The sequence below is a fragment of the Listeria sp. ILCC796 genome, assembly GCF_900186175.1.
Taxonomy (GTDB): Bacteria; Bacillota; Bacilli; order Lactobacillales; family Listeriaceae; genus Listeria; species Listeria goaensis.
In genome coordinates, this window is sequence record NZ_FYBV01000010.1 from 58,632 (window position 1) to 83,666 (window position 25,035).

Consider the following 25,035-nt stretch of genomic DNA (forward strand, 5'->3'; position numbering starts at 1 on the left):
TTTTTACAAAATGGATATATACTACTAAAAGAGATACGAAACATGTTATACTATTTTGGGAAGGGACACTTCACTAAAAATAGAAAGAATAGATTACAAAACCTAGAAAAATAATATCAACTCTGCCTTGCTTATACAACTTAAAAATTTTTTTTACTCAAAAGCTGTGGTGCATTTGATTGTGACATTGAAGACATCATGGGAATCTGAAACTAGAGGGGAGATAATAAATGCATACAAGGACCTACGGTTGGGTTCAAAATCCTTCAGATTTTTCAAAATTAAAGCTCGTCGTTCAAATCTTTGATAATACTTCTATCCATTATCAAAATTTAAAAAGTAACTTAGTTAAAAACTATATTCCTTTCACTGATATCAAAAAGAACTTACTTAGCAAACTTAACGCAGGAATCGAAGAATTCACTTACTCAGAATTAGTTGGTTCTTCAAAAGATATAAATGGAAAAAGTGTTGGCAGTACAAAAACAGATGGTAGCAAAGTAAAACGTGCAGATGCAGTTGCTGATGGACTCATCCAAGTTACGATACAGCCACAGTCTATAACTACAAAAGGAAAATACTGGACTGATAACTGGACTTCTGACGGGTACTTAAGATGGGCTTTAAGTCTAAATTTTCTTAAGCATGATAGAAATACAGATACTTGTACTATTACTGAATTAGGGAACCAGTTCTCAAAAGTAGTTGATGGGTCAACAACTGAAAAAGACATACTCCAAGATGCGTTACTTGCCTATCCACCTGCCACTCAGGTGTTAAGCATTCTTGATAATTCAGTAGCTCCTATAACTAAATTTTTTATCGGTAATCGGTTAGGTTTCTCTGGCGAAAAAGGTTTTACATCATATGATGAATCCCTAATGCTTGATTGGTTTAGAACTGGAGACAAAAATGAGCTAGATAAAATCAAATCAAATATTGAGGGTACAAGTGATAAATATGCGCGTATGATTTGTACTTGGCTAGAAAAAGTAGGATTTATTGATAGACATTCCAATAATATCTTAACTGTTAATAGCGGGGAACGAGCCGGCTTTCAAACCTATTCAATTACTGGTCGAGGGAAACATGCATTAAAACAGGCTCATGGAAGTTCTAAAAACTCTCGTATAGAAAAATACTTAACGTGGGAATTTCTTGCTGTTGAAGGAAGAAACAAGAACTATATTCGTTCAAGAAGAGCATACATTTTAAAATTTTTACAAGAAACGAAGTCATACATAAAATTACTTGAAAAACTAAAACAACTTGGTTTTAGTGATGCTCCTCAAGTTATTGAAAATGATATTGCTGGACTTAACACCTTTGGAATACGAATTGAGAAAATAGGAAACACTGTAACTCTTAAAGATCGAATCTTTGATTTTTCAATTCCTCAATTGAATTTAACCCAAGAGTTAAAAGATGCTGCATTGGAGGAGAAGAAGCTCAAATATCAGCAATTAACAAAACTTCCAATAAAATATATAGAATTGCTGGAAATTGCTTATGATGGTAGGAGGAATAGAGATTTTGAGATATTGGTAGCTGACATATTTAAAAATATCTATAAATTTCACTCTATTCTTTTGGGTGGTGGAAGGAAACCTGATGGATTGATTTTCACTGATAAATTCGGTGTTATTATTGATACTAAGGCTTATGGGGAAGGATATGGGAAATTAATAACCCAAGAAGACGAAATGGTTAGATATATCGAAGATAATCAACAAAGGGATAAAAATAGGAATTCTATAACCTGGTGGGAGAAATTTAATGATGCAATTCCTGCCAATAGTTATTATTTTATGTGGGTTTCAAGCAACTTTACTGGTAACTTCCAAGAACAGCTGAATAGTACTTCAAATAGAACTGGTGTTAAAGGGGCTGCTCTTAACGTTGAACAGTTATTACTTGGCGCTGCAAATGCACAGCAAGGCATATTAGACATTTCAACATTTCCAAGCTATATGAATAATAAAGAGATTATTTGGTAAAAGTAAACCTCTCGGGGAATAAGAATCTCGAGAGGTTTGTTTTATATCAGGGTGCTGATTTCTTTCATGAGTTCACTTGTTTGTTTCAAAATTTTATGTGTTTCTGCATCATAATTAGTAACCAAAACTTCAACACTTCCAGCACCTTTTGAATTATGTGATGAATTATTATAATTGAAATCTAAATAATGAACTTCAACATTATGAGTTTCAATGTACTCTTTCAACAAATCATTTGTTTTGCCTTTATGATTGCTCACATTACTCAACGCAAATCTGACTCCCTGGTTCGTTAATGTATCCATCAAGTTATACATTACTTTCTCCTGATCCTCACCCCAATTGAGAAAACCACGATTCCCATCATTATAATTCCCTGTAGTGATTAAATATGGAGGATCTAAGTAAACAAAATCGCCATCTCGCAATGATGATAGGTCTACTTGATTAAAAAATTTATCTGTAAATGTCGCATCTATGGTCCTAAGCTTTCTGACGAACTGGCGCAAATTCTTTTCCATATTCTCACTAAATCTACTTCTATCACGTCCAAATGGATTATTGAATTCCATCGAATTGTTAAATCTAAATTGATAATTATAGCTATAAGATACTAGAACATATAAATCTAAAGGATTAGGATTTGAGTTATATTGAGTTCTGAAATTTAGATATCCCTCTTCATTAGTTTTACTTAAGTTATACTGTGATATCCTCTTATTAATTTTTGTTACCAACTCCTCCTCATCTTGCGTAGCAAAATATCGGAACATCTCATTAATACGATTATTCATATCATTGAAAATATATTTATTCGCATTAACATTGATTCCCACATTTGCTCCTCCGCTAAACAGGTCAACAAATGTATCAATAGTTGATGGGAATAATGGGATTATTTGCTTTAATAGTTTGTATTTTCCACCGATATAATTAAGGGGGCTCTTTATATAATGTTGCCTTTCACCAACCCACTTTTTCTTTCCATCAGGTTTAATTATTTCTGACTGCTTAACTTCATTAGTTGTAGGAATTGCTTTTTTTTGAATGTAAATTAATAATTCATATAAATCATATGAATCAGACGGATTTTTAGATTTATACTTTCTGTAAGGTATTTTTTCAACCTGAATTTCACCATTGAACGATTGCTTCTTCACCAATTCTATCAGCTCATTTTCTTCAATGATTCCCTCGTTGTTATAACTTAACACAATATGAGTTGCATCAATATTGTTTAGCAAATCAGACATTGCTCTCATTGCATTTCGCTTCATAGCATACTCGCTACGCAGTGGTGACCAGTCAAAAATGCGAGTTTTCCCGGATAACTCAGGCTTGTTGTTTTTTGCAACATTTTCTAACAGATGATAATTTGAAGCATATTGTCTATTATTATACGGAGTGTCTATATAAACAATATCAACAGATATTTTTGTAACTAAATCATTTGCATCTTGATTAATAGCTTTATTATATTTCCCATTATTTTTTACTTCGAGTGGTATCAATTCTAGTGGATTTAAAGAACGCTTATCCCAATGTTTCAGAAATGCCCCGTAAGTACCAGTAATGTTGCTTACATATGGAATCGCCTCAATTAAAACAGAAACTAAATAAAAGTATTCGGATACTTTTAGTATTCCTTCAGAATTCCAACTATCAATTGTATCTCTTATATAATCAATACGTTTCCCGTTTTCAGTAGTCAGATACATTGCTCCACCAGTCGGGGTGTAATTTTCTTCGTAATATCCTATAACATTTGACAGAACATACTTTTCAGCATTTTCTTGTAGAAAATCTAACGGAGATGCTATTCCTATCGTTTTGAGACCTTCAAATGTTAAGTGTCCATTATTCTCAATGATTGCTTTGGCATTCACAAAACTAAAATATAACAAATCGTTAGAATATACCGTAAAGTAATCCTTAAAATAATTGCCTACCACATTTGTTCCTGCAAACAAGTCAAGGAACGTCTCTTCTTTGCCTGTTAACTTATCAGCCAAAATATTATCTATATTTTTTAGTAAAGTAGCTTTTGAGCCTATAAACCTCAAAATCAACATCCCCTTTCATCCTTATATGATACAGAGAACTAACGAAAAAGTCAATCCTGATATGGGATTAGAGCAACTACTCAACTAATGAAGTTTAGAATAATTATACTAAAGCAGACAGAAAAAACAAGCAGATTTGAGAATGAATCCCTCGCTATAAATGTTCCATCTTTTTATACTTGTTTAAACTATTCAGGTACTTCCTTGAAACACTTTAAACAGAATAATCCATAAAAGTATGTTTTCCCTTCTCCCCGTTTAAACGCTCAGCTAATAATGGTTAAAAATCCCCAAAAGCTAGACCAAAAATCTAACTTTTGGGGTCGGCTCAACTTGAATAGTGTATTTGCGGTTTTTGATTTATTTACACATTCTCCCTCAAAACCTTCTCCATGCTCCTCCCCTTCGCAAGCTCGTCCACCAGTTTATCCAAATAGCGAATTTTTTGCATCAAAGGGTCTTCGATTTCCTCCACGCGAACGCCGCAAATGCTTCCTTTAATGAGCGCCACCTTTGGATTCATTTCGGGTGCTTTTTCAAAAAAAGTTTCAAAGTCAACCTGCTCCGCAATTTGTTTATCTAAAGCCGCCTGGTCGTACCCTGTTAACCAGCAAATTGTTGTGTCTAATTCTTCTTTTGTGCGATCTTTGCGTTCAATTTTCGTCACATAGAGCGGATAAACGCTCGCAAAACTCGTTGTGAAAATACGGTGTTTTGTCATTTAAAATCCCTCGCTTTCACATTAATTTTCTCTATCATAGCATATGCTTTTAATTAAACATAGATTATGAGATTCCATTTAGTTCTTGATATAAGCTTTTTGCATAACTATCTGTCATGCCGCAAATCGTATCAGTTACAAGAAGTAATCGTAAATACAATTTTTCGGTATCATTATCTGGCTTATATTTATTATAGGCGTCTATATAGTTTTGTGACAGTAGTGTCCTCAATCTTTTATGTTCATCTTTGTTATCTTCTTTCAAAGGTGAATCAAAATATAGAACAGCTGGAATAAGAGTATCTAACAAATTAAAAATTATTTTCTTTCCCGCCAATTCTACTTTCTGAATATCGCAATTGGTAAAAATATATTTACAGCAGATTTCACCAAGTAAGGAAGATAAAGATGAAACTTTGGAAGCTTCGAGTAAGCTACTTTCGAAATGTCCACTCATTATGTCAGTGTAATTGTTGATAAACGTATCAATAGTATTATTTATTAATATCCCACGTACTTTTACTGTAATCCATTGTTGGAAGGAGAGTAGCTCATTACTATATCTAGCTTTTTCTTCTAAGTACTCGTAACATGCACTTAGTTCTTTGTGAGGACTATCTTTCAAGGGACTAAGTTCTGTTATTAATTGGTTTAGCGAAAAAAGTTTTTTCTTCATGCCATCTTCTAAGTCTGCTAAGAGGTAACTAATATCATCAGCAGCTTCAAGCAAAAATGCAGCTGGATGTCTGTTATCGCCGGCTGTAGTAGCCTCTGTGATTTCAGAGAATGTATCTTTATCCGCATAAAAGTAACCCATCTTATGTAATTTCACATCACTTTCTTTATTTTTGTCTATTTTTACTGAGGGAGTAGGGTATTTAAATAACGAGTTAACTGTTGCACAAGTTAGATTCATACCATGAGTACTTTCGAATAATTGATGAAGTTTTGTTAGTAATCGAAGAACTTGCGCATTGCCTTCGAAATGAGTGAAATCTTTCTGCATTTGCTCAGTCAAAAGTTTTCCAAGGGTATCATTTCCGTACTTTATTTTACTTAGGTTCTTCGAAAACCATTGTCGAATCGCGCATTCTCCAAAATGCCCAAATGGTGGGTTACCCATATCGTGTAAAAGTCCGGAGCAAGCCAATAAATCAGAAAGTTCTTTAATATTTTTTTCAGTAAAGCTTGGGTCTAATCTTTCATTGATTATTTTTGTTCCTACCCGTGTGCCAAGAGACTTTGCGATTTGTGAGACTTCTAGTGAGTGAGTTAAACGAGTGCGAACAAAATCATTTTTCTCCAAAGGGAAAACTTGAGTTTTATCTTGAAGGCGTCTGAATGAAGCGCTTATAATAATTCGTTGGTAGTCATTTTCAAAAGCATTTCGTAGATCATCAGGAGATACAGTTTTACTTGGATTACTAGTTCTTTTAACAGTAAGTAAATCTTGCCATTGCATTGTTTTCAAATCAAAAACCCCTTTTTAATTATATAATACCAATAAAATATAAGAAAAGGAATTGTATTCTTTTTAGGGGGGATACAATTCGCTATGTAATTATACATTGAAAGACGGAAGACCTATTCATATGCTGCGGTTTTCTAGCTAAAATAAAAGTAAAACTTCTTGTTCAGACTTCGTGACAAAAGAAGTTATATGCGCAATTGAAAGCGTTTTTATTTGCGTGTAAGCTAAATTTAAAGAGTTGGTGGGGGATAAAATTGAAATTAGATAGACGTTGCATAGATATACTCGATTTACTGTTGACTCGTGATGATTATGAGAAAGTGAAGGAACTTGCACTCGTTTTTAAAACTTCTGAACGCAATATTCGCTATAGTTTGGAAAAAATTGATGCCTTTTTGGTGGAACTAAATGGGGAAAAGCTGAGCAGGCACCCTAAAAAAGGCGTAATGATTGAAAATCGCAACAAAATTAGCGGAAGTTTTAAAAAATTCAAGCAGCAAATGACACCAGAAAAATATAAATATGATGCTGAAGAAATGGAACAATTTTTATTACTCAAACTACTTTTAGAGGAAAAGCCCGTTTCTGTGCAATATTTTCAGGACATCCTATTTATTTCTAGGTCAACGGTGCTCAATCATTTGCGCGCGATTGACGGAGATGTGTTTCTAAATGACATGGCGCTTGTGCACAAAACGCGCATCGGATATCAAATTGCTGGTGATGTTGTTTTGAAGTGTACACTTTTTGCTAGAAAGCTGCTTAAATTCATGAATATGCGCGAATTTTATCAGTTTCTCGAATCAGAACAAAGTTTATCCAAAAAAGGAGAGCTCTTTTTTTATAATCTTTTTGATCTTTCTCTTTTGGAAGAAACGGTGTCGGAAGTGGATGCGATTACGCAAAATTTAAGAAGGACTGTGGATGACCAGCTCTACCTTACCATTTTGGTCATGCTTCTTAAAATGCGCGGAGTATCTAAGGATTTTCGTTATGATACGTGGGAAAATAACGGGAGTGTGTATGATAAAGGGCTGGAAACGGTTATTAATACGGTGAAGCAGTTTAAAGATGCGGGTCAGGTTGAGCATGTCATTGGATTTGCCGAGCGCCTTTGCATCAAAATGGGTGAGCTTTACCATACCGATTTTTTGACAGACAATCAGGCGTTTTTTAACCAAATTACGTCGCATATTAGTTTAATGATTAGACGAATTCGTGGTGGCATTAGCGTAGAAAATCCAATTTTTTCAGATTTTATGCGCGACAACAAAGAAATTTTTCTAGCAACTAAGCGGATTTGCGAAGAACTAGAAGATGAATTTGAGTTTTCTACAAGCGCGCAAGAAGTTTCGTTTTTAGCCATTTATTTTGCTTCTGAACTTGAACGAAGCCTTGCTGTAGAACGAAATCGTCCAACGTTATTAATTGTTTGTGCAGAAGGGATGGCTGTATCGAATATGCTTCAAGTTCAGCTAAATCAGCTGTTTGAGTTTTCGGCTATTTCGACAACCTCCCTTCGAAAATTCAACCAAAAAATGTTGGAGCAGTTCGATTATGTCATTACAACCGTTAAAATTCCCGATATCACATCGAAAAAAATGATTCGCATCCATAGTTATTTGCAAAAAGAAGATATGCAACTGTTGCAAGAGCATTTCCAAATGAAACTCGTAACAAACAGAAAACAAGCGATTGATAAGTTTAGCGAAATCATGAATATCATTAGTGAAAACACGCAAATTATCAATCTTAGCAAGCTAGAACTGGATTTGTTAGACGTATTAACTAAACAGCCTAAAAAAGAACATGTTGAACTACCTGAAATCGAGTTCAAAGAGCAGCTTATCGTCACTAAAAAGCATGTGAATACGTGGCAACAAGCCATCAGGCTCGGAACAGAAGTTTTATTCCAAAAAGGTTGTATTGAAAAACGTTATACGGAGAAAATCATCCAGCATTTAAAGGCGTTCGGTCCGTATATGGTCATTGCTCCCGGAATTGTTTTAGCGCATGCGAGTCCAAAAGACGGCGTTTTAAAAGACAGTATGGCAGTGACCGTTTTAGAAGAGGGAATTTCCTTTTTTGATCGCTACGGCGAGCCCGTTCGTTTGATTTTTACGCTTGCCTTTGAATCGAAGGAAGCAAGACGTTTAGTCGAGCAGCTGATGAAAGTAGTGCTAAACGAAGAACAAGTTAGCCGAATTCTTTCAGCCAAAAGCCACAAAGATATTTATAGTTATGTGAAATCTGCAATTTATGAATGAGAGAAGGTAGTTTTATGAAAACAGAAGAAATCGCATTTTCATTAATCTCACTTGCTGGAGATTCCTTTTCGCAGCTTGTTGAAGCATTACAATGTGCAAAAGCTGGCAAAAAAAGTGAAATGGAAGAAAAGTTAGCGGGAGCTGAACGATTGATGAATGAAGCACATAAAGTGCAAACAGAATTGATGGTAGAAGAAATCCGCGGGGATAAAACGGAATTTTCCGTCTTGCTTGTACATGCACAAGACACTCTAATGAACACGATTTTAGCTTCTACGCTAATCCGTGAAATGATTGATATGTATATCGAATTAAAAGGAAATCAGGAGGCGACACAAGATGAATTTTGATAGACTACACGTTTTATTAGTTTGTAACTTAGGAGCTTCAACAGGTGTGATGGTCACAAAAATGAAAGAAATTGCAGCGGGAAGCGAGAAGCTGAAAAATACAGACATTCGCATTGAAGCGCATCCTGCTGGCGAGCTACGCGAATATATTGAAGACTTTGATGTTGTCATGGTAGGTCCGCAAATTAAACATCAATTTAAAATGTTGAAAGAAATTGCGGATGCAGCGGGGAAACCCATTCAAGTCATTGACACGAAAGATTATGGCACAGTAAATGGCGCGAATATTTTAAAAGACGCCATCATTCTTAAAACAAGCCATTAAAATTTAGGAGGAAAAGTCATGAGTACGAATAAGACATCAATCATGGAGCGCTTTATTGCATTCATGGAAAAGTATTTTGAACCAATTGCTGCCAAAATTGAAAAACAACGACATATCCAGTCCATCAAAAATGGTATGATTGCCCTTATTTCAGTCCTTATCATTGGCTCATTTTCACTGATTATCTCCGCTATCGGAAATATGTTTCCAGAAGGCACTGCCATTAAAACGTTCTTCGTTGATAATGCCGAAATGTTAAATTTACCTTTCCAATTCACATTCGGTCTGTTATCACTTTATGCGGCCGTTACGATTTCATATAATCACGCCAAACAATTAAAAGTGCCTATTTTACATAGCATTCTAGGTGCTGTAATGACGACCATAGTTTTAAACACGAAGTTTATTGATGGAAAACTAAGCACGGAATATTTAGACTCACGCGGCTTGTTCATCGCAATTTTTGGTTCGCTTCTTGCCGTTGAAACGATTCACTTTTTTATTAAAAAGAAAGTCACGATTCGAATTAAAGGCTTACCAGACGGGATTGCTCAAACGTTTGAAGCCATCGTGCCGCTCGTTGTTATCCTCTTTTTATCCGTAGTCATTAGCATTTTAATGCAAACGGTTACAAAAGGGCAAATTATTCCAGAAGCATTTACAACTATGCTTGCGCCAGCAATTAATAGCATCGACACGCCGTACGCAGTCTTTTTAATTTGCTTCTTCGAAATGCTATTTTGGTTCATCGGCTTAAACGGATATGCCATTTTAGTCGGCTTCGTTATGCCATTTATGACACAATACTTGGGCGCGAATGCGGCGGCTTATGCTGCAGGCGAACCAATTCCGCATGTTTTTGCCCCCAATTTTTGGGACTATTTCATGGGCTTCTCCGGTTCTGGGATTACCGGTGCGCTCGTGTTACTCGCGCTATTTAGCCGCTCGAAAGAACTAAAAGCCGTCGGGAAAGCTTCCGTTGTGCCAGCCGTCTTTACAATTTCTGAGCCAGTCGTGTTCGGATTGCCAATCTGTTACAACCCATACTTATTCATTCCGTTTGTTCTCGGAACGCCGATTATTGCGGTAGGACAGTGGTTTGTCTTCCACTTAGGTTGGGTTCGCCCTCCAATTGCAAACGTAGGCGGAACGCCGATTCCACTCGCACAATATTTAGCGACGATGGACTGGCGCGCCATCATTTTAATCGTTTTCGTACTGGCCGCGGCGACCTTGATGTACTATCCGTTCTTCAAAATGTATGAAAGAAGCCTCGTCAAGCAGGAGTCGGTCGTTTCAGAACGGCAAGCTGCACACGAAGCGTTAGACCTTGATTTTTAGGAGGAAAAAAGATGTTAAAAAAATTTGATGACGACAAGGCGGTAGCAATCGCTATCAGCAACCAAATTGAGTCCCTCTTACAAGAAAAGCCAGATGCGCTTATTTGTATCGCGGGAGGCGACACGCCGCTCAAAACGATGGCGGAACTTGTGCGCCGCAATAAAAACGGCCAAATTGATTTCAGCAAGGCGTATTTTGTCGGCTTAGATGAGTGGGTTGGGCTCGGCCATGAAACAAAAGGTAGTTGCCGCCAGACGCTCTATGATTATTTTTATGACCAATTGGAAAATATAAATCCTGACCATATTTGCTTTTTTGACGGAAAAGCGAAAAATTTGGCGGTCGAATGCAAACGAATCGATCATTTTATTGACGAAAGAGGTGGCATTGATTTCATTTTGCTTGGAATCGGCATGAACGGCCATATTGGCTTCAATGAACCAGGCGTGCCAGTCGATGTGAACGCCCACGTGGTCGAACTTGATGACGTCACGAAAAAAGTGATGAGCAAGTATTTTGATCAAGATTTGCCGCTTACAAATGGAATTTCACTCGGCATGAAGCAAATTAAACAGGCGAAAGAGATTATTGTAGCCGCAACCGGCAGTAAAAAAGCGGAAATCGTCGAATTAACAATGAATAGCGAACCAACCGCAAATATTCCAGCTACTTTACTTAAAAACGCAACAAGTACTCAGTTTTTCGTAGATCAGGAAGCGGGCGCACGCGTTTAGACTTGCAAACTAATTTTAATCAAAAAAGAAACAGGTGGCGATAAAATTGAAACAAATTCAAGTAAACGGAAAAAAAGATGGAAGAAACATTTTAATCCCATGTGCAAACCTTGTCATGGGCGCAGGCGACTTCTTGCGAGCAGACAACATGGACGTGGCGGCGCAAATTTTAGACCGCTACTTCGAATGCGGCGGCAACATTTTTGATACCGCAAGACATTACCGTCATAGTGAAAACGCCATTGGCATCTGGATGGAAGAACGCAAAAACCGCGACCGAATTATTATCCAAACGAAAGGCTGCCACCCAGTGCGTGGCGCGCTAGACGTGCCTCGGGTGACACCAGCTGCCATTCATGAGGACATTTCAACGAGTTTAGAGATGCTTCGAACCGACCATGTGGAACTTTTTGCGCTTCACCGCGATGATGAAACTGTCCCAGTTGGGCCGCTCATGGAGGCGCTCCACAAAGAAGTAGAAGATGGCCGCGTCTATGCGATTGGCGTTTCCAATTGGGAGCTAGCGCGAATCATTGAGGCGAACGAATATGCGCAAACGCACGGTTTGACCCCACTTAGCTTTAACAGCCCCAATTTAAGCTTGCCAAAAGTCAATCGTCCGCGCTGGGAAGACTGCGTTTCGGCAGACGACACGATGATAAAATGGCACGAGCAAACTGATTTGCCGCTCTTTTCTTGGTCAAGTCAGGCAGGTGGCTTCTTTTCAGGTAGGTTCACGAGAGATAATTTGGAAGACACCGAAATGGTCGAAGTGTATTACAGCGAAAAGAACTGGGAACGTTATAGCCGAGCAGAAAAACTGGCACAAGAAAAAGGCGTGACACCGATTCAAATTTCACTCGCCTACGTCTTGCATCAATCATTCCCAACAGCCGCAGTTATCGGCCCAGAAACGACAAGCGAGCTGAATTCTTCCATCGAAGCCGCTGATATTCACTTAACGCAACTGGAGGTCGACTGGCTTGACCTAAGGAGGGACAACCGATGAGCTTCCACGACAAGATTGCCATTCAACTTTACTCCGTTCGGAAAGAAATGGAAGCAGATTTGGAAGGAACACTGCGCCGTGTGAGTGAACTCGGCATCAAACATGTTCAGCTTGACGGCATGCGTAATAACCCGCCGCTTGAAGTTGCGAGATTGCTGAAAAAGTACGACTTAAATGTTGTTGGCATGCACATTAAACACGATCGTTTCTTCGACGATTTGGACGGCATTATTTACGAAGCTTGCCTATTCGATTGTAAAACAATTTATGATAAATACATCGAAGAAGAAGACCAAAATGAAGTAGGGTACAGGAAAACAAAGCGGGCTTTGCTAGACGTGGCGTATAAACTGGCGCCGCTAGGATTCCGAGTCGGCCTCCACAACCCCGAATACGATTTTAAATCGGAAATTGATGGCCGAATGATGATGGATTTCATTACCGACCCCGAAGCGGGCGTTTCAATCTACGCAGAACCAGACACATATTGGATTTCGGCGTCTGATGTGGACCCGGTCGAATATATCAAACGCTACTCCGGGCGCGCCCCAATTGTTCACATGAAAGATTATATCCCGGGTTTTGAAATAACCGATATGGATCATAACTTAACGGAAATCGGTTCTGGCGCTGTCGATTTTAAAAGCATCATCGAATGGGGCGAACAAAACGGCGTTGAGTTTTACTGCATCGAACAAGATCGTAGCAAGCTAGACATGTTCGAAAGCTTAGCAACTAGCATCAAAGCCTTAAAAGCGATTCAGCTTTAAATAGAAACACGCGCAACCCCCTCTTTTGAATAAATACAAGTGGATATCTAAAGAGACTTTTTTTATCATTTGTGTTTAGATGAACAAGACTTGTAAACAGTCATAACATCATTAGAAAAGAGGGATTAAGATGAAAAGATTTATTAAAAAAGCTATTTTAACGACAATTATTGCTCTAGCTTTGATGCAAGTAACAGGGACACAAGTAAGGGCATCTGCAATTGGGTAGAGGAGACGGGGGATATCCTTAGTGATTTGGATAGTTATTTAGATAACTACTCTGTAGAAACAGCAGAAGAAAATGGGGTGGAAAATGCCAATAGTGAAACTATTCGAAATGATATCAATGAACTCAAAGAAGAACTTGCTAACTTAAGTGAAGAAGAACAAGAAAAGCTAGCATATTATTTCAGTGATCCAGAGGCAATGCAAGCTGCAATCGAAGATGATGCTAATGAGGATGTAATTATTGAATCAGAAGATGTGTTTGAGTCAACAAAACCTTTATTAAAAGCTGGAGTAACTAAAACTCGTAATGCTACACATAGCTATTCGATGAAATTTTTCGGCATTACTATGACTAAATATGTGGTTTCAGTTAAGTATACAACTAGTGGAGGGACGGTTAAATCTATAGTATCTTCCTCGGGCTACGTGGATAAGAATTATAACCCAACTGTTAAAACAAGCCGTATCGAAAAAAATGCTTGGATTGCAAACAATCGAGCAAAAACGACATCACGTTTTAAATATAGTTTAGTTCATAAGGAGTACGGGGTTCAGTTAGGGACTATAACAGTACATGTAGAAGGAACCTCAGGTGGTGGTAAGTATAACGGATATGCTAAGATTAGTTGAATAGTAAGTTTTTTGTAATTAAAAACACGCACTCTCCAATGGTTGGTCAGTGCGTGTTTTATTGCTGTTAACTTGAAATCTAGTGTACAGGGTTGCAGCAGGTGTCGGCTATCTATATTTTATAGTTTCCGCTTTGCGCATAGTGATTACTATAACTTAGATATTGGTCAATTAATTTTACCTTTTGATAGAAAAAAAGTTATGGCACCAACTAACATTAGTACAATGATGACAGTTGATAATACAATACTTATAATGGAAATGATTTTTGTACTCTTATTAATAGTGTTTGGATTAGTCCGCACTGCGTTTCTGCTAATTATTAATGTAGGGATTGCAATGATTAGTCCAAATGGTATAAATAAAGAAATAATAGAAAAAAAACATGGTCCAAAGTTCTTTTCTTTTTTGTGTTAAAGCCATCTTGAGCCTCCAATGTATGTTATGTCTAAGCCTATTTTACTTTCTTTCAATTTCTTTGGCAAGATACAGAAGGAACTCACGTAAAGCACTTGACATGAAACCCGTCAAGTGTTACTATATTCAAGGTGCCTCACCTATAGAGGTCTTGAAATAATGAATGTTGTAGTACACATCTACAGCAGTTTTATTTTTTCGAAAAAATGAACCACCTGGATGTGTGGAACTACTAAACCGAGAAAGGAGGAACCTATCCAATGCCTACTATTAACCAATTAGTTCGCAAACCGCGTCAATCTAAATCTAAGAAATCTGACTCTCCAGCACTTAACAAAGGGCTTAACACTTTCAAGCGTGAACTTACTAACGTGAATTCACCGCAAAAACGTGGTGTTTGTACTCGTGTTGGTACAATGACTCCAAAGAAACCTAACTCCGCGCTTCGTAAATATGCTCGTGTGCGCTTAAGTAACGGTATCGAAGTAACGGCTTATATCCCAGGTATCGGACACAACTTACAAGAGCACAGTGTTGTTCTTATTCGTGGTGGACGTGTAAAAGATTTACCAGGGGTACGTTATCATATCGTGCGTGGTGCTCTTGACACTGCTGGTGTTGAAAATAGAGGACAAAGTCGTTCTAAATACGGAACGAAAAAACCTAAAGCAAGCAAATAATTTTTTAAAATTCTATCCTTATGAAAGGAGGATATCCAATGCCTCGTAAAGGTCCTGTTGCTAAACGTGACGTGTTGCCAGATCCTATTTATAATTCGAAATTGGTAACTCGCTTAATTAATAAAATGATGGTTGATGGTAAACGTGGAAAATCCCAAGCGATTTTATACGCTGCTTTTGACATCATTAAAGAAGAAACTGGTAATGATCCGATGGAAGTTTTTGATCAAGCGATTAAAAACATCATGCCAGTTCTTGAAGTAAAAGCTCGTCGTGTCGGTGGTGCAAACTATCAAGTTCCAATCGAAGTGCGTCCAGATCGTCGTACTACTCTTGGTCTTCGTTGGTTAGTAAACTATGCACGTCTTCGTGGTGAAAGAACGATGGAACTTCGTCTTGCGCGCGAAATCATGGATGCTGCTAATAATACGGGTTCTTCTGTTAAGAAACGTGAAGATACTCATAAAATGGCAGATGCAAACAGAGCATTCGCTCATTATCGTTGGTAATATTAAGTTTTATCAGCATAAATTAAACTCGAAAAGGCTAATCGCCTAAAAAACGTTTTATGGAAGGAGAAAGAAAACATGGCAAGAGAGTTCTCCTTAGAAAAGACTCGTAATATTGGTATTATGGCGCACATTGATGCGGGTAAAACTACTACTACTGAGCGTATTCTTTTCTATACAGGGCGTATTCACAAAATTGGTGAAACGCATGAAGGTGCCTCCCAAATGGACTGGATGGAGCAAGAGCAAGAACGTGGTATCACTATCACTTCTGCTGCGACAACAGCACAATGGAATGGTTACCGCGTAAATATCATCGATACACCGGGACACGTAGACTTCACAGTTGAAGTTGAACGTTCACTTCGTGTACTTGATGGCGCTGTTGCGGTTCTAGATGCACAATCTGGTGTAGAACCACAAACAGAAACTGTTTGGCGTCAAGCTACTACTTACGGGGTTCCTCGTGTAGTATTCGTCAACAAAATGGATAAAATTGGTGCAGATTTCTTATATTCTGTAGGCACTTTACATGATCGTCTTGATGCAAATGCACATCCAATTCAATTACCAATCGGTGCTGAAGATACTTTCACTGGTATCATTGATTTAATTGAAATGAATGCACTATTTTATGAAGACGATTTAGGTAACGATCCTCATATTAAAGAAATTCCTGAAGATATGAAAGATCTTGCTGAAGAATATCATGGTAAACTAATCGAGGCAGTTGCTGAACTTGATGAAGAACTTATGATGAAATATCTTGAAGGTGAAGAAATTACGAAAGATGAGCTTAAAGCAGCGATCCGTAAAGGAACACTTGCAGTTGAGTTTTATCCAGTAGTATGTGGTACAGCATTTAAAAACAAAGGTGTTCAACCAATGCTTGATGCTGTTATCGATTACCTTCCAGCACCAACTGACGTTCCTTCTATCAAAGGTGTTTTACCTGATGGTGAAGAATCTGAACGTCATGCAAGTGATGAGGAACCATTCTCTTCTCTAGCATTTAAAGTTATGACTGACCCTTATGTAGGTCGTTTAACTTTCTTCCGCGTTTACTCTGGTACTTTGAACTCTGGTTCTTACGTACAAAACTCAACTAAAGGTAAACGTGAACGTGTAGGTCGTATCCTACAAATGCACGCCAATCACCGTGAGGAAATCGATATCGTTTACTCTGGTGACATCGCTGCAGCTGTAGGTCTTAAAGATACTACAACTGGGGACACTCTATGTGATGAAAAGAACCAAATTATCTTAGAATCTATGGAATTCCCAGAACCAGTTATCTCGGTTGCGATTGAGCCTAAATCAAAAGCTGACCAAGATAAAATGGGTCAAGCTCTTGCTAAATTAGCAGAGGAAGATCCAACTTTCCGTACTGAAACAAATACGGAAACTGGACAAACTATCATCTCCGGTATGGGTGAGCTTCACTTAGATATCCTTGTTGACCGTATGAAACGTGAATTCAAGGTTGAGGCTAACGTAGGTGCGCCTCAAGTATCTTACCGTGAAACATTCCGCACATCAGCACAAGTCGAAGGTAAATTCGTTCGTCAATCTGGTGGTCGTGGTCAATATGGTCACGTTTGGATTGAATTCGCTCCTAACGAAGAAGGTAAAGGTTTTGAATTTGAAAATGCAATTGTCGGTGGGGTTGTTCCACGTGAATACATTCCAGCTGTCCAAGCAGGTCTTGAAGGCGCACTAGATAATGGTGTACTTGCAGGCTATCCGTTAATTGATATCAAAGCAAAACTATATGATGGATCTTACCATGACGTTGACTCCAACGAAATGGCATTTAAAGTAGCTGCAAGCATGGCGCTTCGTAATGCTGCTAAAAAATGTGATCCAGTTATTTTAGAACCAATCATGTCTGTTGAAGTTGTTATCCCAGAAGAATATCTTGGTGATATCATGGGTAACATCACAAGCCGTCGTGGACGTGTAGATGGTATGGAAGCTCGCGGAAACGCTCAAGTTGTTCGTGCTTTCGTTCCACTTGCTGAAATGTTCGGTTATGCAACTGACTTACGTTCTGCAACTCAAGGTCGCGGTACTTACACAATGCAATTTGACCACTACGAAGAAGTTCCTAAATCTATTGCAGAAGACATTATCAAGAAAAACGGTGGAAATAAAGACGAAGATTAATCTCTTCTGATTTAACGCAATGAATTGCATTTTTGCTCGATTTCTTGTATAACATTAGTTAGAAGTATCTACTAAATGAATTTCATTTAGTGACTTAAATATCATTTTTTCAAACATTGAGGAGGATTTTATAAAATGGCAAAAGAAAAATTTGACCGCTCTAAACCCCATGTTAACGTTGGTACAATTGGACACGTCGATCATGGTAAAACTACTTTAACAGCAGCTATCACTACTGTTTTATCTAAAAAAGGTTTTGCACAAGCTTCTGCATATGACCAAATTGATGGTGCTCCAGAAGAACGCGAACGTGGAATCACAATCTCTACAGCACACGTAGAGTACGAAACTGAAAACCGTCACTATGCACACGTTGACTGCCCAGGACATGCTGACTATGTTAAAAACATGATCACTGGTGCTGCACAAATGGACGGTGGGATCTTAGTAGTATCTGCTGCTGATGGCCCAATGCCACAAACTCGTGAGCACATCTTACTTTCTCGTCAAGTAGGTGTTCCTTACATCGTTGTATTCTTAAACAAATGCGACATGGTTGATGATGAAGAATTATTAGAATTAGTTGAAATGGAAGTTCGTGATCTATTATCTGAATACGAATTCCCTGGTGACGATATTCCTGTAATTAAAGGTTCTGCTCTTAAAGCTCTTGAAGGTGACGCAGCTTGGGAAGAAAAAATCTACGAATTAATGGATGCAGTAGATTCTTATATCCCAACTCCAGAACGTGATAAAGCTAAACCATTCATGATGCCAGTTGAGGATGTATTCTCTATCACTGGTCGTGGTACAGTTGCAACTGGACGTGTTGAGCGTGGTGAAGTTCGTGTTGGTGATGAAATCGAAATCATCGGTATCGAAACTGAAACTTCCAAAACAACTGTTACAGGTGTAGAAATGTTCCGTAAGCTTCTTGATTATGCAGAAGCTGGCGATAACATTGGTGCATTGCTTCGTGGTGTTGCGCGTGAAGATATCCAACGTGGTCAAGTATTAGCTAAACCAGGTTCGATTACTCCACACACGAACTTCAAAGCTGAAACTTATGTTTTATCTAAAGAAGAAGGTGGACGTCATACTCCATTCTTCAATAACTACCGTCCACAATTCTATTTCCGTACAACTGACGTAACTGGTATCGTTACTTTACCAGAAGGTACTGAAATGGTTATGCCTGGCGATAACGTAGAATTAACTGTTGAACTAATCGCGCCAATCGCGATTGAAGACGGTACTAAATTCTCTATCCGTGAAGGTGGACGTACTGTAGGAGCTGGCGTTGTTTCCAGCATTCAAAAATAATTAACAATAACTTAAAACCAGCGGGACAATAGTTCCGCTGGTTTTTTTACGTCTAAAATTGGTATACTTATTATGGATGCAAGATAAAGGAGTGTAGCGAATTGGCAAATGAATTAAGTTATGTAGATGAATTAACACAACTGCTTTCCGAAAACTATGAACGGATTCGGAAAAGTAAAGTAAACTTTGTAGATAAACGAATTCGTTTTTTAATCGCAAGACTTTTTACGGGGAAAAATGAGTTAGTCGATGCAGAACGATTTTTTGCCGCGGACCGCGCGATAAAATCTGAATTAGGCTTTTTTACCGCCCTGAATGGAAATGTTCGGGCGTCGCTAGCGGGGCTTTTAGTAGCCGATGGAACCGATGATAGGTCGGATGTGTTGCGCCTCATTCAGCATTACCGCGAACTGGTTGAGGTGAAATTTGGCAGGTCAGAGTTCACCTATTTTGCGGCATATTTACTTTTGAAACAGGAGAATGCGGATAGTGTAGCGACAGCAAAACGGGCGAAGGAAATTTATACATGCCTCAAAAAATTTCATCCTTTTTTAACCGGACCAGAAGATGCAACGGCAAGTGTGATGCTAGCATCGCTTGATACCTCGCTCTCGGCGCAAGAAATTGCTGACATTGTAGAGTTTTATTTCCAAGAGTTTGCGGACTTGGATTTCCATAAAAACAATGGCTTGCAGGCGCTTGCGGCAACAGCAGCCCTACTTTATGGTAAAAAGGATCGCATATTTGTGACGCGTGTCAGAACGCTTTTAAATGAGCTGGACAAAAAAGGGATTAAAGTGAAGGAACTATACTATAATACCATTGGAATTTTAGCGTATGTAAATGACGGGGCTAAACTGGATGCGCACTTTTTCGAACTCGTTTCAGAGCTTAGCCAAGTTTCGGGATTAAAGTTTTTCGGAAAAACATTTTATACGGCACTTGCGCTTAGTCTGTATACTGAAGAAGTGACTGGAAAAATGAACCAAGCGCAAATTGAAAATTTAATGGTCAGTGTGCACGTCTTAATTGCCATTGAGCAAGCAAGTGCAGCGGCCGCAGCCGCGGCGGCTAGCGCTGCAGCAGCAAATAGTTCGAGTAATTAAATTAAACCCGTTGTCATAAGTCTAGTATACGTTTTCTACAAACAAAACCTGTTCAATACTGAACAGGTTTTGTTGTGTCCTACTTTGGGAACTAATAGGAGGTGGCGCAATCACTGAATAAAGGAGGACTTTAGATGAAAAAGCTTTTTTATGTTGCGATTCTTATTTTACTTATAGGAATTGTTCTACCATTTCGTGCGCAAGCGGCGGTAGATTATGGGTCGCAATTTTTTACAAATGTGAGCTTAGAAAATGTTTCAGGCAAAGAAAGCTCAGAATTCCGCAAAACGGATAAGGTGAAAGTGGTGTATGACTTTAAGGTGAACCAGCAAGTGCATACGGGGGATCAAATGACGATCGCGCTGCCGGAACAGCTGACTATGGTAAGTTATGCGCCGTTTCAATTGAAGGATTCAGAGGGGAATGTGGTTGCGCTAGCGGAGACGAACTCTACAACGGGAATGATAACACTAACGTTTACTAATTTTGTTGAAACGCATCAAAATATTCAAGGAAGTATGTTTTTTTGGGCGAAATTCAATGTTGAAAAAATCCAATTGGGTAGCGAGAATCAGCTGACCTTCCCAGTTCAAAACGAGGCTGTCGTGAAATCCGTTTTAGTCAAAGATACAACAAGTGGTGGCAGTAGTGAGGGGACTTCTGTCATTTACAAGCAAGGACGCATCGACACGAAGCAGCCGGACCGAATCAATTGGACGGTGACAGTTAATAATGCGCTGCTTGACATTGAGAACGGCTATGTAATCGATACGATTGGCCCGGGACATGAGCTAATCAACCCTGTACAAGTACGTTATCGCGATGAAAATAAAAAAGTAGTGGCAACATATACGCAGACAGTAAACGTGCAAAACCGAGCTTTCCGCATTGATGTCGGGTCGCTCAGCAAGCAATCGGTTGTCATCACGTATCAAACGAAGGTGAACGGCGGCCAGACAAGTTATAAAAACAATGCAACGTTATACGGCGATAACATTAAAATTTACTCCCGAAACTCAACCGTGAATGATTATAGTAACGGCGGGAAAGGCGGGGGCGAAGCAACACCGCCACCAACGTCTACCCCAGAACCAAAGCCAGAAGTAACACCAACACCTAACATGGAAGAAGCCACAACCGAACCACCAACTACTACTGTGGAGAAAAACGGTGAAAAGATTTACTACTATGAAGTAAAAAAAGGCGACACGCTAAAAAGTATCGCAACTTCCTTTAAAACGACGCCAAAACAACTAATGACGTGGAACAATTTGCCGAGCGAAAACGTTTACGTTGGGCAAAAATTAATTGTGCGCATCGAAAACCAAACCACCGTTTCGCTGCCACATACAGGAGATAGCGCAGGCCTTCTCATAAGCCTATCCGGACTACTAATGCTCGGAACTGGCGGGCTTCTGCTAAGACGGAAATAACCAATTGAATATAAGAAAATCGAGCAGAAAAGGCAATTTCTGCTCGATTTTTATTCATCTGATGAAGCTGTCACCATCTAAAATGGCCTGTGACGAAGAGGCGTAATGATTAATCATTTCCCAGTCCACTCATCATTCGACCGTTTCGGTGCGCCACTTGTGCTGATAACGTACTTCTTCAGGAAACTATTTGGCGCGCTTTGCCATAGTTTTAACCCGTCCGATTTTGGCGGTGCAACACCAGCAAAATAAGAGAGATTGTTTAGCGCCATCGTATCGGCCATCGCCTCTTTTTCTTGCTCAGAATAGCTGTCAAAATCGTCGCTCGTTGCGAGGTCCTCCATCGCTTTTCCGTAACCATTTAAATAAAACTGATCATAATCTTTTTGGTTGAAAGAAAGGAATTTATCGCTCGTCAGATTATTTTGTTTGGCGTATTCCTCTAAATTAACTTTCCCCGTTTGATAATTAAAAAGAGCCTTTTCTCCCGAATAAGTGATTTTTCCGTACTTATGTGGGTAGACAGAAAGCGCGTTTGTTGTAATATCTGTGAGTTTGCCATCAGTCGCGATGTTTTGGGTATGAATGTGCCCGCTTAGTGCAAATGTAAAATTCGCTTTTTTGAACGCATTCTGGACGTCCTCTGCATAATTAATCGTATAACCTTGTTGCAGAATTTCGCTATGATTCATTAAATTGTGGTGCATCACCGGAACGATTTTTACATTATTCGCCTTTGCTAAATCAGCACACTCTTTAATCCATTCAAGCGTCCCCGTCGTTAAGCCGCCATCAGTTTGCGGTGAGCCAAGCTGCATATTGCTCTTATAATGGTTCGTATCAAGCATAAGTAGCCAGATATCTTTTGAAGCAGGCGCCAAATAACTAAGCGAAAATTTATCCTTTAAAACCGCCTCTTTTAGGCCGAAATTCTCGTAAATTTTTGCGAATTCCTCGGGTGTGATGCTGTCCGTTTTGTACTGCTTATCCGCTTTGAAACTCCGTGCCCACGGATTATTAATGTCGTGATTGCCTGGAATGACGTAAACATCGGTACCAGATTTCTCAACTTTTTCAAGCTTCTTCGCCAAGTTCTCATGGCTTTTCCGTTCCCCGTTATTCGTTAAGTCGCCACTCAAAATCAAAATATCCGCCTGGTCTTTTGACACATCAGCCAAAAAGGCATCGGTCATTTCATCGCTCACTTGAAGCGCCTTGCCATCACCAGAAGCTACATACGTTTTGAAAGCCTCGCCAAAATCGGTTAATTCAGGCGCCAAATAATGAACGTCCGTTGCGACCCGAATGGAAATATCCGTCTTATCTTTCACCGGCTTAATCGTTTCTGTTGCTTCGCCAGATGAACATGCAGAAAGGTAGGCGCATGTAAAAAGTAAAATAAAAAGAAGACTGAAACGTTGCATGCTAATTCCTCCTTTGAAAAATAATTCACAAACACATGTGTGCAGAAAAAATTAAATTTTCCGCGTTAAAATCTCGCTCGTCAAACGCTCAAGCGTCGTTTTATAGGCCCCGTCTGGCAATTTCGAAATTTCTTTTTGCGCTTTTTTCGTGTATTTTTGCGCTAAATCAAACGCTTTTTCAACACCCTCATGTTTTTCGATTAATTCGAGAAGCGCCTTCAAATCGTCATCAGTCATCGCTTCTTTTTTAGAGAGCAAAGGTTCAAACTCATTTTTTTGTCCGCGCATCGCATAAATAAGCGGGAGCGAATAAACACCTTGCAAAACATCGTTTAAAACCGGTTTCCCAAGCCCCGAGTCAGTACTCGTATAATCCAGAACATCATCAATAATTTGGAAAGCCATCCCCAAATAGTGCCCAATATTCCAAGCTTTTATCGCCATTTTTCGTGGAGCCTTACTCGCTGTCGCACCAGAATAACAGCTAAGCGCAAAAAGTTGCGCCGTTTTCCCAGAAATCCGCGATAAATACTCCTTCACCGACACATCAAGATTATAGCGCATTCGCATTTGATCCAGCTCGCCCATCAAAATCTTCTCGATATTGCGACTGCTAAACTCAATGTTTTGCAATGAATCCGAATGCTTCGACAAAATTTTAAAGCAAACCGTAAATAAATAATCTCCTGTATAAACCGCGTAATGGTTCCCGTAGCGAGAATGAATCGTAGGCTCCCCGCGTCTAAGTGGTGACTCGTCTACCACGTCATCATGAATGAGCGTAGCCATATGCAAAACTTCAAGTGCTGCCGCAACCGAAACCGCCCGTTCGCGTTCGTAATCCGGCCCAATTTCTGCCATCAAAAGTGCATATGCCGGACGAAGCAACTTACCGCCCGCATGAATCAGTGATTTTACATTTTGGTTAACACGCTTGTCGCGAATTTGAATGTTTTTTTCAATTGTAGTTAATACATCTTTTAAATCAGTTTCTAAATCTGGGTACGAAGCCCACATGGAATGAAGTTGCATCATGAAACTCCTTTTTTATTTATTAAAGCGCGTTCTTGTTTAGCATCGAAAAACGTGCGCAATGTTTGCACATTCTGAAGTAAATAGTTTGCTGCAATCCCAATTGCAATCCCCGATAAAATCCCAATAAACGAAAGTACCGGCAAATAAAGCATAACATTCCACGATCCAGCAATCCAACTGGCCACAACAAGTTGACCAACATTATGCAAAATCCCGCCAGTCGTACTCACGCCAATAATGCTGACGCGCTTTGGACCAAGCTTTTGAACCGCCCACATGCCCACGAAACTAAGCAAAGCCCCCGCCGCACTATATAAAAACGTCGAAATTGTCCCGCCTAAAAGCGTCGAAAGCACAAGACGAATACAGACAATCATAAAAGCATCTTTCGTCGATAACGTATAAAGTGAAATACACGTTATAATATTCGATAACCCCAGTTTAGCGCCAGGCGCAAAAGCAAACGGAAAAGGAATCGCTCGTTCTAGCAAGCTAATGACAACCGCTTGAGCCGCCAAAAGCGCTATATAAACAAGGCGTTTATTTTTAGTCATCAAAATTCACAATCCTTTTTTATAAAAATTAAGAAGAAATAATCATGTCGTCATCATTTGATGTCCCGTCAGTCGCTTTAACCTCAATGACCAACTTATGCGGCAAACAAACAATCGTTTCGCCTAGTTTCCCAACCGCGCCTGTGCGGACACAAACTTGATCCCCACAATTCGCCTTGCTAATCCTGATTTTTTCATCTTTAACTTCAATCGTATTGTAGTCGCCATCTTCTTGCGTAACCGTAAAAGTATCCGTTCCAGAGTGCCCCGTCAAATCAACGCGCTTATATTCTTTCCCGTCTACCGTAATAACCGCTACAAGCGTTTTATCCGCCCCGTTATTTGGCGCATTTGCTTGCACATAAGAAAAAATAGCTAGAGGCAGAAAAGAGAGCAGACTAAGCGTAATAACGATAATAACATCAAAGCGACGAATCATTTTTAAATATGGTTTCACATCTTTGCCCCCTCTAAACATTTTT

General features: G+C 39.1%; 22 protein-coding genes. 15 read left to right on the forward strand and 7 right to left on the reverse strand.

Annotated elements, in window-relative coordinates:
• The first annotated feature begins 230 nt into the window (after nt 1-230).
• Nucleotides 231-1,997: a restriction endonuclease FokI C-terminal domain-containing protein gene (locus CFS04_RS10615; protein WP_088810680.1), complete on the forward strand. Its 1,767-nt coding sequence runs from the start codon at nt 231-233 to the stop codon at nt 1,995-1,997.
• 41 nt (nt 1,998-2,038) lie between these two features.
• Here the strand turns inward: CFS04_RS10615 and CFS04_RS10620 are convergent, their stop codons facing one another.
• The 3 genes from CFS04_RS10620 to CFS04_RS10630 all read right to left on the reverse strand — a co-directional run bounded on the left by CFS04_RS10620 (nt 2,039) and on the right by CFS04_RS10630 (nt 6,243).
• Nucleotides 2,039-4,069, reverse strand: coding sequence for a Dam family site-specific DNA-(adenine-N6)-methyltransferase (locus tag CFS04_RS10620; protein ID WP_088810681.1), 2,031 nt, complete (start codon nt 4,067-4,069; stop codon nt 2,039-2,041).
• 355 nt (nt 4,070-4,424) lie between these two features.
• Nucleotides 4,425-4,781, reverse strand: coding sequence for a DUF2200 domain-containing protein (locus CFS04_RS10625; protein WP_088810682.1), 357 nt, complete (start codon nt 4,779-4,781; stop codon nt 4,425-4,427).
• 64 nt (nt 4,782-4,845) lie between these two features.
• Nucleotides 4,846-6,243, reverse strand: a complete 1,398-nt coding sequence (locus tag CFS04_RS10630) for a deoxyguanosinetriphosphate triphosphohydrolase (RefSeq protein ID WP_088810736.1) — start codon at nt 6,241-6,243, stop codon at nt 4,846-4,848.
• Between the two features lie 263 nt (nt 6,244-6,506).
• Between CFS04_RS10630 and CFS04_RS10635 the strand changes: the two genes are divergently transcribed.
• The 14 genes from CFS04_RS10635 to CFS04_RS10705 all read left to right on the forward strand — a co-directional run bounded on the left by CFS04_RS10635 (nt 6,507) and on the right by CFS04_RS10705 (nt 21,540).
• Entirely contained in the window at nt 6,507-8,519 is a 2,013-nt protein-coding gene (locus tag CFS04_RS10635) for a BglG family transcription antiterminator (protein WP_088810683.1), read from the forward strand.
• 14 nt (nt 8,520-8,533) lie between these two features.
• Entirely contained in the window at nt 8,534-8,869 is a 336-nt protein-coding gene (locus tag CFS04_RS10640; RefSeq protein WP_088810684.1) for a PTS lactose/cellobiose transporter subunit IIA, read from the forward strand.
• Nucleotides 8,859-9,194, forward strand: a complete 336-nt coding sequence (locus CFS04_RS10645) for a PTS sugar transporter subunit IIB (protein WP_088810685.1) — start codon at nt 8,859-8,861, stop codon at nt 9,192-9,194. Before CFS04_RS10640 ends, CFS04_RS10645 begins: the two co-directional genes overlap by 11 nt.
• Before the next feature lie 18 nt (nt 9,195-9,212).
• On the forward strand, nt 9,213-10,535 hold the full coding sequence (locus CFS04_RS10650; protein ID WP_088810686.1) for a PTS sugar transporter subunit IIC: 1,323 nt from the start codon (nt 9,213-9,215) through the stop codon (nt 10,533-10,535).
• Between the two features lie 11 nt (nt 10,536-10,546).
• Nucleotides 10,547-11,269, forward strand: a complete 723-nt coding sequence (locus CFS04_RS10655) for a glucosamine-6-phosphate deaminase (RefSeq protein ID WP_088810687.1) — start codon at nt 10,547-10,549, stop codon at nt 11,267-11,269.
• Nucleotides 11,270-11,315: 46 nt separating this feature from the next.
• Entirely contained in the window at nt 11,316-12,278 is a 963-nt protein-coding gene (locus tag CFS04_RS10660) for an aldo/keto reductase (RefSeq protein WP_088810688.1), read from the forward strand.
• A complete protein-coding gene (locus CFS04_RS10665) occupies nt 12,275-13,048 on the forward strand; it encodes a sugar phosphate isomerase/epimerase (RefSeq protein ID WP_088810689.1) in 774 nt (257 codons plus the stop codon). Before CFS04_RS10660 ends, CFS04_RS10665 begins: the two co-directional genes overlap by 4 nt.
• 255 nt (nt 13,049-13,303) lie before the next feature.
• On the forward strand, nt 13,304-13,906 hold the full coding sequence (locus CFS04_RS10670; protein ID WP_088810690.1) for a hypothetical protein: 603 nt from the start codon (nt 13,304-13,306) through the stop codon (nt 13,904-13,906).
• Nucleotides 13,907-14,583: 677 nt separating this feature from the next.
• A complete protein-coding gene (rpsL, locus tag CFS04_RS10680; protein ID WP_007474870.1) occupies nt 14,584-15,003 on the forward strand; it encodes a 30S ribosomal protein S12 in 420 nt (139 codons plus the stop codon).
• A gap of 38 nt (nt 15,004-15,041) precedes the next feature.
• On the forward strand, nt 15,042-15,512 hold the full coding sequence (gene rpsG / locus CFS04_RS10685; RefSeq protein WP_088810692.1) for a 30S ribosomal protein S7: 471 nt from the start codon (nt 15,042-15,044) through the stop codon (nt 15,510-15,512).
• A gap of 78 nt (nt 15,513-15,590) precedes the next feature.
• A complete protein-coding gene (fusA, locus tag CFS04_RS10690) occupies nt 15,591-17,678 on the forward strand; it encodes an elongation factor G (protein WP_088810693.1) in 2,088 nt (695 codons plus the stop codon).
• Between the two features lie 135 nt (nt 17,679-17,813).
• Nucleotides 17,814-19,001 (forward strand): elongation factor Tu, encoded by a 1,188-nt coding sequence (gene tuf / locus CFS04_RS10695; protein WP_088810694.1) that lies wholly within the window; start codon nt 17,814-17,816, stop codon nt 18,999-19,001.
• A gap of 101 nt (nt 19,002-19,102) precedes the next feature.
• A complete protein-coding gene (locus tag CFS04_RS10700; protein ID WP_088810695.1) occupies nt 19,103-20,107 on the forward strand; it encodes a DUF4003 family protein in 1,005 nt (334 codons plus the stop codon).
• A gap of 134 nt (nt 20,108-20,241) precedes the next feature.
• A complete protein-coding gene (locus tag CFS04_RS10705; protein WP_088810696.1) occupies nt 20,242-21,540 on the forward strand; it encodes a LysM peptidoglycan-binding domain-containing protein in 1,299 nt (432 codons plus the stop codon).
• A gap of 113 nt (nt 21,541-21,653) precedes the next feature.
• Here CFS04_RS10705 and CFS04_RS10710 read toward each other — a convergent pair whose 3' ends face one another.
• The 4 genes from CFS04_RS10710 to CFS04_RS10725 are packed head-to-tail and all read right to left on the reverse strand — an operon-like array spanning nt 21,654 to nt 25,010.
• Entirely contained in the window at nt 21,654-22,964 is a 1,311-nt protein-coding gene (locus tag CFS04_RS10710) for a metallophosphoesterase (RefSeq protein WP_088810697.1), read from the reverse strand.
• A gap of 51 nt (nt 22,965-23,015) precedes the next feature.
• Nucleotides 23,016-23,996, reverse strand: a complete 981-nt coding sequence (locus tag CFS04_RS10715; RefSeq protein ID WP_088810698.1) for a polyprenyl synthetase family protein — start codon at nt 23,994-23,996, stop codon at nt 23,016-23,018.
• Entirely contained in the window at nt 23,996-24,553 is a 558-nt protein-coding gene (gene eetB / locus CFS04_RS10720; protein ID WP_088810699.1) for a flavinylation system FAD exporter subunit EetB, read from the reverse strand. Before eetB ends, CFS04_RS10715 begins: the two co-directional genes overlap by 1 nt.
• Before the next feature lie 28 nt (nt 24,554-24,581).
• Nucleotides 24,582-25,010, reverse strand: coding sequence for a NusG domain II-containing protein (locus CFS04_RS10725; protein ID WP_088810700.1), 429 nt, complete (start codon nt 25,008-25,010; stop codon nt 24,582-24,584).
• Nucleotides 25,011-25,035 lie beyond the last annotated feature (25 nt).